This window comes from Klebsiella aerogenes, from assembly GCA_029027985.1.
In the GTDB taxonomy this organism is placed as follows: domain Bacteria; phylum Pseudomonadota; class Gammaproteobacteria; order Enterobacterales; family Enterobacteriaceae; genus Klebsiella; species Klebsiella aerogenes_A.
Genome location: CP119076.1, coordinates 16,085 through 29,536, shown reverse-complemented (window position 1 = coordinate 29,536; position 13,452 = coordinate 16,085). Strand labels below are relative to the sequence as shown.

Below are 13,452 nucleotides of genomic sequence, written 5' to 3'. Positions count from 1 at the left end.
TCACATATTCTTCATTTCTCATTGCTCACAAAGTATTCATCGACATGAAACGGCATAAGAACTTCAATTTGTTGTTGATGCTGGTACTGCTGGTGGCCGTTGGCCAGATGGCGCAGACCATATACATCCCGGCCATCGCCGATATGGCGGTATCGCTGAACGTCCGTGAAGGCGCGGTACAAAGCGTGATGGCGGCTTACCTCCTGACTTACGGCGTTTCACAGCTGTTTTATGGCCCGCTCTCCGATCGCGTGGGTCGCCGTCCGGTGATCCTCGTAGGGATGTCTATTTTTATGCTGGCGACACTGGTTGCCATCACCACCCATAGCCTGCCGGTGCTGATCTTCGCCAGCGCGATGCAGGGCATGGGGACCGGGGTCGGTGGCGTGATGGCACGAACGCTGCCACGCGATCTGTATGAAGGCGCGCAGTTACGTCACGCTAACAGCCTGTTAAATATGGGAATACTGGTCAGTCCGCTGATTGCGCCGCTGCTCGGCGGTATCCTCGATACTCTGTGGAACTGGCGTGCCTGCTACGCCTTCCTGCTGGTACTGTGCGCAGGCGTCACTTTTAGCATGGCGAAATGGATGCCGGAAACCCGCCCGCAAGGCGCGCCGCGCACCAAATTACTGACCAGCTACAAAACGCTGTTCGGTACCGGCGCGTTTAACTGTTATCTGCTGATGCTGGTCGGCGGATTGGCCGGGATTGCGGTATTCGAAGCCTGTTCCGGCGTGTTGATGGGCGCGGTGCTGGGGCTGAGTAGTATGGCGGTGAGCATTCTGTTTATTCTGCCGATCCCGGCGGCGTTCTTCGGCGCGTGGTTTGCTGGTCGACCCAATAAACGTTTCTCGACGCTGATGTGGCAATCGGTCATCTGCTGCCTGCTGGCGGGGATTATGATGTGGGTGCCGGGGCTGTTTGGCGTGATGACCGTCTGGACGCTACTGGTGCCCGCGGCACTGTTCTTCTTCGGCGCCGGTATGCTGTTCCCGCTGGCCACCAGCGGTGCAATGGAGCCGTTCCCGTTCCTTGCGGGTACCGCAGGGGCGCTGGTGGGCGGATTACAGAATATCGGTTCCGGCGTACTGGCCTGGCTGTCGGCGATGATGCCGCAAACCGGCCAGAGCAGCCTCGGCCTGCTGATGATGCTGATGGGCCTGTTGATTGTGCTGTGCTGGCTACCACTAGCCTCGCGCTTTAGCAGTCGCCAGCAGCCGGTATAAGCGCTGCTGTCGCTCCCCGGATTGCGGCTTACGCCTTATCCGGGCTACCGGACGGCACAACCGTAGCCCTGCTAAGGGTAGCGCCAGCAGGGAATATCTCCAGGTATCACGCCTTTTATGTCAGGCTGCGTAGCCATTCGAGAAAGGCGTCAATCTTCGGCCACTGACGGCCCGCCAGGGTCGTCACATAGTAATGCTGGTGACACTTCAGCGTCATGTCGCCAAACGGGGCGATCAGTTCGCCGCTCTCCAGTCGCTTCTGCACCAGCCGTTTACGTCCCATCGCCACCCCGACGTGGTTCATCGCCGCAATCACCGCTAAATCGGAACGATCGAAGCCGATACCCGACGATTGCGGCAACTCAATCGCGAACTGCTGCGCCCAACTGAACCACTCATCGGTGCCGGAATCGTTGCTCCATGCCTGGCGATCGTGCAACAGCGTACAGTGGCGCAGATTGCCAGGATTCTGCGTAAGCTGATGACGACGTGCGTAATCCGACGTACATACCGGCACAATCGCCTCATCCATCAGAAAATGGTGGCTGAGCTGCGACGACGGCGCATCATCAAAATAGATAGCCAGATCGATACCCGCGCGCTGCAGGTTGACGTTATCGTTGCCAGTCAGCACGGTGAGCGAGATCGCCGGGTAACGGCGGGTAAAATCACCTAGCGCCGGTACCAGCCAGCACTGCGCTATCGACGGGCGCGAATAGACCGTCAGAGTACCGGAGAGCTCCTGGTTTTTAATATCCAGAATCTCCTGGTTGAGGCTATCCAGCGAGGATTTCAGCGCCCAGAACACCCGCCGCCCCTCGTGGGTCAGTTCCACCTTGCGGTGCGAGCGCATAAACAGCTGAATCCCCAACTCTTCCTCCAGTTGATTGATACGGTGGCTCACCGCGCTCGGCGTCAACGACAACTCTTCCGCCGCCAGGGCAAACGACTCATGACGGGCCGCTACCTCAAAAGTATACAGCTTAGATAGCTGCCAGCCGTTTAGCAGCCGATTTCCCACCACTTTCAACGCTTCCATGATGGCTCCTCTCGCATTTTTATTTCCGCCAAGTGTAAAAAAATCGCCACCCGGATGCGCCTAAAAGATGAATATAAGTGACCCAAGACACATTACATGGTCTATTTACGAACCAAATCACGCTTTTGATTCAATCTGGATCACCTGAAAGGCCATTTATATCGTTTGTCAGCCCATGCCGATTTTCTGTTCAATAACCCCACGTTATTCATGGCGAGGTGGGGTATGGAATCTCAAATCTGGGTTGTGAGCACGCTGCTTATCAGCATCGTGTTAATCGTCTTAACGATCGTCAAACTGAAGTTTCATCCGTTTCTGGCGCTGCTGCTGGCGAGCTTTTTTGTCGGCGCGATGATGGGCATGAGTCCGCTGGATATGGTCAACGCCATTGAGAACGGCATTGGCGGCACGCTTGGCTTCCTCGCGGCGGTCATCGGTCTTGGCACCATTCTCGGCAAGATGATGGAGGTCTCCGGCGCGGCGGAACGCATCGGCCTGACGCTGCAACGCTGCCGCTGGCTGTCGGCGGACGTGATTATGGTGCTGGTCGGCTTGATCTGCGGTATTACGCTGTTTGTTGAAGTGGGCGTGGTACTACTGATCCCACTGGCGTTTTCGATCGCCAAAAAAACTCATACTTCGCTGCTGAAGCTGGCCATTCCGCTGTGTACCGCGCTGATGGCGGTGCACTGCGTGGTACCGCCGCATCCGGCAGCGTTGTTCGTTGCCAATAAGCTGGGCGCTGATATCGGTACGGTTATCGTCTACGGCCTGCTGGTTGGTCTGATGGCATCGCTGGTCGGCGGTCCGCTATTCCTGAAGCTGCTGGGCAACCGTCTGCCGTTTAAACCGGTACCCAGCGAATTTTCCAACCTTGAAGTGCGCGAAGAAGCGACGCTGCCGTCGCTCGGCGCCACGCTATTTACCGTACTGCTGCCGATTGGGTTGATGCTGGTGAAAACCGTCGCCGAACTGAATATGAGCAAAGACGGCACGCTGTATATGCTGCTCGAGTTTATCGGCAACCCGATCACCGCCATGTTTATCGCTGTCTTCGTCGCCTATTACATCCTCGGCATTCGTCGACAAATGGGCATGAGCGCCCTGCTGACCCATACTGAAAACGGTTTCGGCTCAATTGCCAACATCCTGCTGATTATTGGCGCAGGCGGCGCGTTCAACGCTATTCTGAAATCCAGCGGCCTGGCCGATAGCCTGGCGGTGATCCTGTCGAATCTGCATATGCATCCGATTCTGCTCGCCTGGCTGGTGGCGCTGATCCTGCACGCCGCCGTCGGCTCCGCTACCGTGGCCATGATGGGCGCCACCGCTATTGTGGCGCCGATGCTGCCGCTCTACCCAGGCGTAAGCCCGGAGATCATCGCTATCGCCATTGGTTCCGGCGCTATTGGCTGCACGATCGTGACCGATTCCCTGTTCTGGCTGGTGAAACAGTACTGCGGCGCAAGCCTCAACGAAACGTTCAAGTACTATACAACGGCGACATTTATCGCTTCCGTACTTGCACTAGCCTGCACCTTCCTGCTTTCTTTCATCATCTGAGCGCAAAGAGACGTGATATGAAAAACGCTGACATGACCACCTTAACCGCGACCTTCCCGCTTGTGCAGGACCTGATCGCCCTGAAAGAAACCACCTGGTTTAACCCGGCGACGACAACGCTGGCGCAAGGGTTGCCCTACGTCGGTCTGACCGCCGACGATGTGCAAGACGCCCATGATCGTCTTGAGCGCTTCGCGCCGTATCTGGCGGAAGCTTTCCCGGAAACGGCCGCCAGCGGTGGGATTATCGAGTCAGAAGTAGTGGCGATTCCCGCCATGAAACGCTGTCTGGAGCAAAAATTCCACCAGACGATTGTCGGCGATCTGCTGCTGAAAAAAGATAGCCACCTGCCAATTTCCGGCTCAATCAAAGCGCGCGGCGGAATTTATGAAGTCCTGACCCATGCGGAAAAACTGGCGCTGGAGGCAGGGCTACTCACCACCGCGGACGATTATCGCCAGCTGCTGACGCCAGCGTTTAAACAGTTCTTCAGCCAGTACAGCATTGCCGTCGGCTCAACCGGCAACCTCGGTATGTCGATCGGTATTATGAGCGCACGTATCGGCTTTAAAGTCACGGTACATATGTCGGCGGATGCCCGAGCGTGGAAAAAAGCGAAACTACGCAGCCACGGCGTGACGGTCGTTGAGTATGAAGAGGATTACGGCGTCGCGGTCGAACAGGGGCGCAAGGCGGCGGAATCCGACCCGAATTGCTTTTTCATCGACGACGAGAACTCCCGCACGCTATTCCTTGGTTATGCCGTGGCCGGTGAGCGCCTGAAATCGCAGTTCGCCAAAGCAGGACGCGTGGTCGATGCCGATCACCCGCTGTTCGTCTACCTGCCGTGCGGCGTCGGCGGCGGCCCCGGCGGCGTGGCATTCGGCTTGAAGCTGGCCTTTGGCGATCACGTTCACTGCTTGTTCGCCGAACCCACCCACTCGCCATGCATGCTGCTCGGCATCTATACCGGGCTTCACGATCAGATTGCAGTGCAGGATTTAGGGATTGATAACCTGACTGCCGCCGATGGTCTGGCGGTCGGCCGCGCTTCCGGGTTCGTCGGCCGGGCGATGGAACGGCTGCTCGACGGCCTGTATACCCTTAGCGATCAGACGATGTACGACATGCTGGGCTGGCTGGCCAGCGCGGAAAACATTCGTCTTGAGCCTTCCGCGCTGGCGGGAATGGCCGGGCCGCAGCGCGTCTGCGCCAGCCAGGAGTACCACCAGCTACAGAGGTTAAGCGACGAACAGCTACGCCACGCCACTCATCTGGTGTGGGCGACCGGCGGCGGCATGGTGCCGGAAGAAGAGATGGCGCAGTATCTGGCGAAAGGGCGCTAAATCGCCCGCAGCAGCGGCATCAGCTCGCCCGGTGACCGCTGCTGTTTACGCAGATCGCGCATAACCCGCATACAGGGTGCGCTGGCAACAAAGAACTGGCGATAACCTTCGCAGAGCGGATCGTCATCGCCTGCGCATAAGCGCCGCCAGGCGCAGACGAAACAGGCGCTGTTGGCCGCCGCCTGCGGTCGATCGCGCGGCGGTTCGCCGCACCAGATGCGCAGGGTCTCATCAAACAGCGTTATCGCAATCCGACCAATATCTTCCCGTGCCCAAATGTGGAATATCGCGCACAGAAAATCCCCCCAGAGCTCGGCATCTTCCGCCCTGAGTTGAGGAATAAAACGCACGGCCCGCACGCCCTGCGCGCGGAGTTCACGATACAGCTGCAACGGTTGCTGGCAGCAGCGGCGGTCAATCTTCACCTCCAGCACTGCCGGTTCGGGGTATGAGAGGGAGTGGCATTCTGTCCGACATCCTGTCATGTCACATCCTTAATAAATAAAATAATCTGCCGTAGGTGTGTTACAGCAAACAATAACGACAGCGAAAGCACTGCGAGGGAGATCAAAAATTTGTCACGAACTGCCTTCGGCTGCAAAAAATCGCTCTCGCCGACGTCCATCAAGTTTCGGCTGCGGGTATAGCGCCAGAGAATCATCGCCACGACCGCCAGCACGCCAATCGACAACCAAAACGCCAACCCGGCGCTATGCCAGTTATGTTTAATCGCCAGCGCCATCAGCGCCCCGTAGCCCAGCAGGGTGCGAAACCAGGCCAGCGACGTGCGCTCCGGCTGCAGGCCGGGATCGCTCTCCCGCCGCGCCCGGCGTTTATCCGCCATACAGCACCAGCAACATCACCGCCACCACGACCGCCAGCAACAGGATGCTAATCACCAGCAGCGTGCGGGTATAGGGGAGATCCTGCTTCAGGCGCATCGCCTTTTCGTTACTCAGCCAGCGCAGATAGCCATACACCGCCAGCCCGCCGGCAAACAGGCACAACAGCAGCGCCAGCACTTCGCGAATAAGCGGAGTGGCAAAATCCGGCGCTAACTGATCAAGGCCGACCCCGGCGGCAAGAAAGCCGAGCGCCGTGCGGATCCATGCCAGAAATGTGCGTTCATTAGCCAGCGAAAAGCGGTAATCCGGCGCTTCGCCGACGCGAGAGATTTTCATCAGGAGTCCTTGTTCGTCAGGCAAACCGGCTTCAGCATAGCCTAAATCACGAACAGGAGAGAAGAACCGGCACCCGATGGATGCCGGTAAAGTGAAGATTAATTCAGCTCCGGCCAGTACGCTTTGTTGGCCGCAATCAGGTCATCCAGAATGGCTTTCGCCACCGAGGCGCTCGGCACGGTTTTTGACAACGTAATCGCCTGCCATAGCTTGTGGTATGAACGTTGTTCCCAGGCATCGACCACCAGTTTTTCCACCGCGACCTGCTGACTCATCATCCCTTTCTGGAAGTGTGGAATATCGCCTACCGTCAATGGTTCCGGTCCGTTGTGGCCGACCAGGCAAGGGATCTCCACCATCGCATCGGCATCAAAGTTATGGATAGCGCCATTGTTCGGCACTATCAGCAGCATCCTTTCCTGCGTGTTAAAAGCGATGGCGGTCGCTAAATCGACGATATACGACGCATGCTCGTCGATCTCCAGATCCCCGGCGGATGATTTACCGGCGGCGATGATCGCCCGGCAGGCGCTGAAGACGTTTTTCTCCCGATGATCCATCACCTCATTAGCTCGGGTGCGCTCCGGGTTGGAGTGCGCGACAACGTAATCCGGATACAGGTAATATTTCAGATAGGTATTCGGCATGGTCTGCGGATCCAGCGCCTGCACATCTTTCGCTTTAGCGAAAGTATCGTTCCAGCTGGCTTCAGTATGAGGGTCGTTTGATGGCGGTACATAGCCATATTTCGCCACATACTCCCGCAATTTCGGCATCAGATCGTTACCTTCGAGATCTTCAATCGACGTCCACCAGCCGAAGTGGTTGAGGCCGTAGTAGCGCACGCGCATCTGCTTGCGGTCTTTAAGACCGACGATTTGCGCCATCCGCCCTTCAATACCGATCGGCATATCGCAGATATTGAGAATTTTAGCATTCGGCCGCAGGCGACGGGTAGCTTCGGCGACAATCGCCGCCGGGTTGGAATAGTTGAGCATCCAGGCGTTCGGCGAATATTTTTCCATATAGTCCACCAGTTCCAACACGCCGCCAATAGAGCGCATGCCGTAGGCGATGCCGCCCGGTCCGCAGGTTTCCTGACCCAACACGCCGTGGCGCAGAGGAATTTTTTCATCTTGTTCGCGCATGGGGTACTTACCCACGCGAATATGCGCCATCACGAAATCGACATCGCTAAAGGCGGCCTGTGGGTCGGTGGTATAGCTGAACGTAATCTCCGGCGCCTGTTCTTTAAGGATAACTTTGCACGCTTCGGCGATAGTCTCCTGACGCGCGCCATCGTTGTCGTAAAATTTCAGCGCCCGCAGCGGAAAGCGATCGCGATTGGCCAACAGCATTAAGACGATTCCAGGGGTAAAGGTACTGCCGCCGCCTGCGATAACAACTGAGAATTTTTTCATGATACTGCCTCCGTCATGGTGGGGGGTTCTGTCGGTAGAGAATCTTTCATTAGGGTTTCCAACTGGTCGCGCACCTGCGGAACATGCAGGCCAACAATGACCTGAATGCCGTTGCCGCGGCGGACCACGCCGTGGGCGCCGAGCGCCTTAAACACCTCGTCGCTTTGCGTTTTCGCCATATCCACCAGCGCGATGCGCAGCCGGGTGGCGCAGTTATTGATGCTTTCAATATTTCCGGCCCCGCCCAGCGCTTGCAGGAAGCCGCCAGCCTGGCCCAGCTTGTTTTCCGTCGCCGCCGCGGCGCTGGTTTTGCCGCGTGCCGCCTGATAATCCGCTTTGCTGTAGAGTTTGATTTCGCTGTCTTCACGACCTGGCGTTTTCAGGTTCAGACGTAGGATCAAGGCGCGGAAGATGATGAAGTAGATGCCGGTAAAACAGACGCCAATACCTATCTGGATAAACATCATCGACGCGTGGTTATGGAACATGGGGATCCAGTTTTGCGGAAGGAACTGATCGAGCAGGCCGCCGCCGAAATTCCCCACCACGCCGCAGACATACATCACCGTCGCCATGGTGGCCGCCAGTACGGCATGTACGGCGAACAGCAGCGGAGAGATAAACAGGAAGGTGAATTCCAGCGGTTCGGTAATTCCCACCAGCATCGCGGTCAGAGTGGCGGGGATCAGCAAACCGGCGACCTTCACACGGTTTTGCGGCGCGGCGGTAAAATAGAGCGCCAGCGCAATGCCTACCGAACCGAAGACTTTCGAGTTGCCGTGCAGTGCAAACCCCCCTTCAGGGAACAGCGCTTTCAGCGGCTCGACGCTCTGACTGAACTCTTGTAGATGCTGCGCCCAGTAGACCTGAATGCCTCCTTCCACCACCGCCGGGCCGAAGATGAAGGGCCCATAGACAAAGTGGTGCAGGCCGGTCGGGATCAGAATGCGTTCAAGGAAGATGTAGACCCACACGCCGAGCGCGCCGGCAGAGCGCAGGAAAGCCTGTAGCGACTCAATCCCCATTTGTACCTTCGGCCAGCCGAGCAGCGTCAGCCAGGCGCAAGGGATCATCGCGAGGAAGGCGACAATTACCACGAACGACGAGCCCTGGAAAATACCAAGGAACACCGGCAGCGGTTTGTCGAAGTAGCGATTGTGCAGCGCAGTGACGATACCGGAGATAACGATCGCCCCGATAATGCTGGTATCGAGGGTTTTAATCCCGGCAATCATCGTCAGACCGCTACCCGTCGTTGGATCGGCAGAAAAATCGACGCCGAAGAAATGACCCCAGGTCATCCCCATGGCGTTGATGAAGTAGTTCCAGGTGAGAAAACTCACCAGTACCGCCAGACAAGCCCGGCCCTGGGCCTGCTTCGCCAGGCCAATCGGCAGACCGACGGCGAAAATCAGCGGCATATTGCGAAAGACGGTCCAACCGCCCTCCTCAATGATGTGAACAATTTGCGCGAACAGGCTATCGGGCGCAGTGAGCGCTTCGCCAACAAACATCGGGTTGCGCAGCATAATGGCGATACCCACCACAATCCCGGCAAAGGGAAACAGCAAAACCGGAGTAAACATGGCGCCGCCGAAGCGTTGTATTTGACTGAGCATTTGAAATCCTCATGTAACAACTCGTAGGGTAAGTGGCCTTTTTTTGTGATTTACCGGCCTGCTTCGAGCATAGGAATTCGCCTCATTGGCAACATGCTGCGCCGCTGCGATTCGTGATCGCATTCATGGTTTTAATTACGGCAATGTTGTCTACTTTTTGCGTAAAACATAGACACCATGAATCAAGGTGATGGAATCATCGCCACTAATGGTTTTTATTATTTTGTTTTTTTTCTATTTTTAATCTTCATTAGCTAACGCTCGCTGATTCATCGAGGGCGAATAGAGGTCTATTGGTGATCTACAAATCTATTGCCGACAAACTACGCCTGCGTCTCAATTCTTCCGATTTCAACATTGGCAGCCCGCTACCGGGCGAGAAAAAGCTGGCGCAGGAGTTCAGCGTGGCGCGCATGACGATTCGCAAAGCTATCGACCAACTGGTGGAGAGCGGGCTGGTGGTGCGCCGCCACGGTTCTGGCACCTATGTCGCCCGTAAAGACGTGCATCATGAGACCACTAACCTTACCGGCCTGGCGGAGGTTCTGCGCCAACAGGGCAAAGAAGTGGTGAGCCAGGTGCTGGTGTTCGAAGTGATGCCCGCGCCGCCCGCTATCGCCAGCCAGCTACGGATTAAAATTGATGAACGGATCTATTTCTCGCGCCGGGTGCGCTATGTCGATGGCAAACCGCTGATGCTGGAAGACAGCTATATGCCGGTCAAACTGTTCCGTCATCTCTCGCTGGGCCATCTGGAGGGGTCGAAGTTTGACTATATCGAGAAGGAGTGTGGTATCACTATCAGCGGCAACTATGAAACCCTCACTCCGGTGCTGGCGGATAAACAGTTGTCGCGTTCAATGAACGTACCGGAACAGACGCCGCTGCTGCGTATTACCTCGCTTTCTTACAGCGACAGCGGCGAATTTCTTAACTATTCGGTGATGTTCCGCAACGCCAGCGAGTACCAGGTGGATTACCACCTGCGCCGCGTCCAGGCACAAAGCCCGCTAACTCAGCCCCCAGAACAGCACGGCCAGTAGCTGCGGGGTAATAATGCGCAAGAACATCACCAACGGATAAACAGTCGCATAGGACAGCGCCGCCGCGCCGCTGGTCGCATGCAGGTTGTTGGCGAAGGCCAGCGCTGGCGGGTCGGTCATTGAGCCAGCCAGCATGCCGCAGATCGTCAGATAGTTCATCTTCGCCAGTATCCGCGCCAGTATTCCCACCGTCAGCAGCGGGATCGCGGTGATGAAAATGCCGTAGGCAATCCAGCTTAGCCCCTCGCCGTGGGTCAGGGTATCGACAAAATCACCGCCGGATTTCAGCCCCACCACCGCCAGAAACAGCACAATACCCAGCTCGCGCAGCGCCAGGTTGGCGCTCGGCGGCATAAACCAGTACAGCTTGCCGATGCTGCCGATACGCCCGAGGATAAGCGCCATAATCAGCGGTCCGCCGGCAAGCCCCAATTTCAACGCCACCGGGAAGCCGGGAATAAACAATGGGATAGAGCCCAGCAGTACCCCGAGGCCAATGCCGATAAACACCGGCAGCATCTGCACCTGCTGCAGTTTTTGTTGCGCGTTGCCAAGCTCATTGGCGACCGCGTCAATGGCCTGCGGCCGCCCGACAAGGTTGAGAATATCGCCAAACTGCAGGCTGGCATGGCTGCTGGCGACCAGTTCAACGCCAGCGCGATTAAGCCGTGAGATCACCACGTCATAGCGTTGTTTAAAGTGCAGATCGCGGATTTTCTTGCCTAATACCTTCTCGTTGGTCACCACTACGCGTTCCACTTTGAGATCGGTGCCGCGCGTCGAGAGCGAGGTCGCCACCTCTTTACCGATCACCAGCTGCGCGTTGTGTAAATCCTCCGGTCTCCCCACCAGATGCAGCAGGTCGCCATTCTGGATAAGCGTGCCTGGCGCTGGCACCATCAGCAGCTCATCGCGTTTCAGCCGCGAGCAGATAATTCTGTCGCTGTTGAGCATCGGCACGTCCTGAATCGCCATATTGTTCAGATTCGGGTTTTCTACCCGCACGTTGATGGTGTGCAGATGGGCATGGCTAGCGCCGCTGCTCTCATCAAACTGCTGCGCTTCTTTTTCTACATTGATGCGAAAGAACAGGCGTACCAGCCACATAGTCAGCAGAATGCCGCAGATACCAAACGGGTACGCCATCGCGTAGCTCATCCCCATCTGATCGACGACGTCGAACGGCAGGCCAAGATCGCGTAGGATTTGTTGCCCGGCGCCGAGCGCAGGCGTATTGGTGACCGCTCCGGAAAAGATGCCGAGCACCACCGGTAGGGGGATATTAAACAGTTTATGTAGGATCGCGGTGACCAGCCCGCCGAGCACCACGATAAGAATGGCGAACAAATTGAGCTTCAACCCGGAGACGCGCAGCGACGCGAAAAAGCCAGGTCCAACCTGAATGCCGATGGTATAAACGAAGAGGATCAGGCCGAATTCCTGGATGAAATGCAGCATCGGGCTGCTCAGCGTAATCCCTGCCTGATCCACAAAATGGCCAACGATGATGCCGCCAAAAAGGACCCCGCCGATACCAAAACCGACGCCGCGTATTTTGACATTGCCGATCCACAACCCGACAACCGCAACCAGCGCCAGCACGCTAACGGTCAATGCTATATCACTCATTGTCTTTTCCCTGTGAATAACATTACGAATAACAGGGATTATGACCGAAGGATGGGAGACTGTATGCAGGCTCGCGCACAAAAAAGCCCCGATTATCGGGGCTTCAAAAGAGGAATGCTCGCTTAGCTGTTCAGCGCCGGGCGCTCGCTAATGGCGATACGCTGCGGGGCAACAACATCCGGCTCGTGGCGGGTTAAGTCGATATGCAATAAGCCGTTGGTAAAGGTCGCGCCAGAAACCTCCATATTATCGGCGAGAGTGAAGCTCAGGCTGAAGGCCTGATTCACCAGCCCCTGGTGCAGCCATTTCGTCTCTTTTTCAGCAGCCTGCGGCGTCCCTTTGACGCTCAGACGCGTGCCTTCCAATTGAATGTCCAAATCTTCCTGACGGAATCCGGCGACCGCAAGGGTAATACGATAATGGTTATCGTCGCTTTTTTCGATGTTATAGGGCGGGAAGGTTTGGCTTTCACCGGCGGTTTGCAGGGCGTTAGCCAGTTTGTCAAAACCGATCCATTGACGCAGCAGTGGGGATAAATCGTAGTTACGCATTGTGTTTTCTCCTTCTGAGAAGCGAGTTGGTCCCTGCGAATTCGGCGAATTCGCATTTGCTTCCTGACGGCAAGCAAGTGGATGCGTCAGGCCGCCATGCGGCCTGACAGAAATAATTAGTTAATTTCGATACGGCGCGGTTTGTTCGCTTCCGGAATCACGCGTTCCAGATCGATATACAGCAGGCCGTTCACCAGGTTCGCGCCGCGAATGTGAATGTTGTCAGCGAGCTGGAATTTACGCTCGAAGTTGCGCTCCGCGATGCCCTGGTACAGGTAAGTACGCTCTTTCTGCTCGGCGGCATGAGCGCCTTTCACCACCAGAAGATTGTCCTGTGCGGTTATCTCTAATTCGCTTTCCGCAAAACCGGCGACGGCAATCGCAATGCGGTAATTATTTTCGTCTACTAATTCAACGTTATACGGAGGGTAGCCACCGTTGCCCTGGCTTTGATTATTTTCTAACAGGTTAAACAGACGGTCGAAACCAATAGCAGAACGATAAAGCGGGGAGAGATCGAAATTACGCATAGTAAATAGCTCCTGAAATCAGCGAGAATTTGGTGGCTTTCCATCATGGACAAGCCGTTATGACCCGGAATACCCCTCAGGCGTACTCTCATTGGGTGACACTACTAAAATGGGTGTGCGCACGTACTTTTCAAGCCGATATCGACCAATTTTTTTTGCAGTTTGCTGGCGAATGCTTAGACTGGTGGCAAAGCACAAAAGGCAAAGTGCGATGCTCGCCACAGTGCAGCGCAATAACGCTAGGCATTCACGGGACGGCTCGCTATAACCGAAGTAAGCCCGATAAAATGACGGAAGAGTG

13 protein-coding genes and 1 other annotated feature are annotated in these 13,452 nt (G+C 56.3%); of the genes, 4 read left to right on the top strand and 9 right to left on the bottom strand.

Features of this window, described 5'->3' with window-relative positions; genetic code table 11:
- Positions 1-44: 44 nt before the first annotated feature.
- Entirely contained in the window at positions 45-1,229 is a 1,185-nt protein-coding gene (gene emrD / locus PYR66_00135) for a multidrug efflux MFS transporter EmrD (protein ID WEF28189.1), read from the top strand.
- A 115-nt stretch (positions 1,230-1,344) separates the two neighbouring features.
- Here emrD and dsdC read toward each other — a convergent pair whose 3' ends face one another.
- Positions 1,345-2,268, bottom strand: coding sequence for a DNA-binding transcriptional regulator DsdC (dsdC, locus tag PYR66_00130; GenBank protein WEF28188.1), 924 nt, complete (start codon positions 2,266-2,268; stop codon positions 1,345-1,347).
- A gap of 225 nt (positions 2,269-2,493) precedes the next feature.
- On the opposite strand from dsdC, the gene dsdX reads away from it, so the two are divergent.
- Positions 2,494-3,831: a D-serine transporter DsdX gene (gene dsdX, locus PYR66_00125; protein ID WEF28187.1), complete on the top strand. Its 1,338-nt coding sequence runs from the start codon at positions 2,494-2,496 to the stop codon at positions 3,829-3,831.
- A gap of 17 nt (positions 3,832-3,848) precedes the next feature.
- Entirely contained in the window at positions 3,849-5,177 is a 1,329-nt protein-coding gene (gene dsdA / locus PYR66_00120; protein ID WEF28186.1) for a D-serine ammonia-lyase, read from the top strand.
- Here the strand turns inward: dsdA and PYR66_00115 are convergent.
- From PYR66_00115 to PYR66_00095, 5 genes are all read right to left on the bottom strand, one after another.
- Positions 5,174-5,662 carry a regulator gene (locus tag PYR66_00115; GenBank protein ID WEF28185.1) on the bottom strand — a complete coding sequence of 163 codons (489 nt, stop codon included), beginning with the start codon at positions 5,660-5,662 and terminating at the stop codon, positions 5,174-5,176. The two genes, dsdA and PYR66_00115, sit on opposite strands and share 4 nt — an antisense overlap.
- The gene (locus PYR66_00110) at positions 5,659-6,021 is read right to left on the bottom strand and encodes a DUF202 domain-containing protein (protein ID WEF28184.1); all 363 of its coding nucleotides are present in this window, start codon (positions 6,019-6,021) and stop codon (positions 5,659-5,661) included. The genes PYR66_00115 and PYR66_00110 overlap by 4 nt, the downstream gene beginning before the upstream one ends.
- A complete protein-coding gene (locus PYR66_00105) occupies positions 6,011-6,358 on the bottom strand; it encodes a YidH family protein (protein ID WEF28183.1) in 348 nt (115 codons plus the stop codon). The genes PYR66_00110 and PYR66_00105 overlap by 11 nt, the downstream gene beginning before the upstream one ends.
- Before the next feature lie 98 nt (positions 6,359-6,456).
- Positions 6,457-7,779 (bottom strand): 6-phospho-alpha-glucosidase, encoded by a 1,323-nt coding sequence (locus PYR66_00100; protein ID WEF28182.1) that lies wholly within the window; start codon positions 7,777-7,779, stop codon positions 6,457-6,459.
- On the bottom strand, positions 7,776-9,398 hold the full coding sequence (locus PYR66_00095; GenBank protein WEF28181.1) for an alpha-glucoside-specific PTS transporter subunit IIBC: 1,623 nt from the start codon (positions 9,396-9,398) through the stop codon (positions 7,776-7,778). The genes PYR66_00100 and PYR66_00095 overlap by 4 nt, the downstream gene beginning before the upstream one ends.
- A 296-nt stretch (positions 9,399-9,694) precedes the next feature.
- Between PYR66_00095 and PYR66_00090 the strand changes: the two genes are divergently transcribed.
- On the top strand, positions 9,695-10,441 hold the full coding sequence (locus PYR66_00090) for a GntR family transcriptional regulator (protein ID WEF28180.1): 747 nt from the start codon (positions 9,695-9,697) through the stop codon (positions 10,439-10,441).
- Here the strand turns inward: PYR66_00090 and PYR66_00085 are convergent.
- The 3 genes from PYR66_00085 to ibpA form a co-directional block, all read right to left on the bottom strand.
- Positions 10,409-12,070 carry a putative transporter gene (locus PYR66_00085; protein WEF28179.1) on the bottom strand — a complete coding sequence of 554 codons (1,662 nt, stop codon included), beginning with the start codon at positions 12,068-12,070 and terminating at the stop codon, positions 10,409-10,411. The genes PYR66_00090 and PYR66_00085 overlap by 33 nt on opposite strands.
- A 122-nt stretch (positions 12,071-12,192) precedes the next feature.
- Positions 12,193-12,621, bottom strand: coding sequence for a heat shock chaperone IbpB (gene ibpB / locus PYR66_00080; GenBank protein ID WEF28178.1), 429 nt, complete (start codon positions 12,619-12,621; stop codon positions 12,193-12,195).
- 116 nt (positions 12,622-12,737) lie between these two features.
- Entirely contained in the window at positions 12,738-13,151 is a 414-nt protein-coding gene (ibpA, locus tag PYR66_00075) for a heat shock chaperone IbpA (protein WEF28177.1), read from the bottom strand.
- Positions 13,145-13,219 (bottom strand) — a sequence feature (ROSE (Repression Of Heat Shock gene Expression) occurs in the 5'-region of heat shock genes and acts as an RNA thermometer to modulate expression.). It overlaps the preceding gene by 7 nt.
- Between the last annotated feature and the right edge of the window lie 233 nt (positions 13,220-13,452).

What these genes read in the sequence shown, in the direction of transcription:
- ibpB (WEF28178.1), bottom strand. Translation starts at nt 12,621, where the DNA reads ATGCGTAACTACGATTTATCCCCACTGCTGCGTCAATGGATCGGTTTT.
- PYR66_00085 (WEF28179.1), bottom strand. Translation starts at nt 12,070, where the DNA reads ATGAGTGATATAGCATTGACCGTTAGCGTGCTGGCGCTGGTTGCGGTT.
- PYR66_00115 (WEF28185.1), bottom strand. Translation starts at nt 5,662, where the DNA reads ATGACAGGATGTCGGACAGAATGCCACTCCCTCTCATACCCCGAACCG.
- ibpA (WEF28177.1), bottom strand. Translation starts at nt 13,151, where the DNA reads ATGCGTAATTTCGATCTCTCCCCGCTTTATCGTTCTGCTATTGGTTTC.
- PYR66_00105 (WEF28183.1), bottom strand. Translation starts at nt 6,358, where the DNA reads ATGAAAATCTCTCGCGTCGGCGAAGCGCCGGATTACCGCTTTTCGCTG.
- PYR66_00110 (WEF28184.1), bottom strand. Translation starts at nt 6,021, where the DNA reads ATGGCGGATAAACGCCGGGCGCGGCGGGAGAGCGATCCCGGCCTGCAG.
- PYR66_00095 (WEF28181.1), bottom strand. Translation starts at nt 9,398, where the DNA reads ATGCTCAGTCAAATACAACGCTTCGGCGGCGCCATGTTTACTCCGGTT.
- dsdX (WEF28187.1), top strand. Translation starts at nt 2,494, where the DNA reads ATGGAATCTCAAATCTGGGTTGTGAGCACGCTGCTTATCAGCATCGTG.
- PYR66_00100 (WEF28182.1), bottom strand. Translation starts at nt 7,779, where the DNA reads ATGAAAAAATTCTCAGTTGTTATCGCAGGCGGCGGCAGTACCTTTACC.
- dsdA (WEF28186.1), top strand. Translation starts at nt 3,849, where the DNA reads ATGAAAAACGCTGACATGACCACCTTAACCGCGACCTTCCCGCTTGTG.
- dsdC (WEF28188.1), bottom strand. Translation starts at nt 2,268, where the DNA reads ATGGAAGCGTTGAAAGTGGTGGGAAATCGGCTGCTAAACGGCTGGCAG.
- emrD (WEF28189.1), top strand. Translation starts at nt 45, where the DNA reads ATGAAACGGCATAAGAACTTCAATTTGTTGTTGATGCTGGTACTGCTG.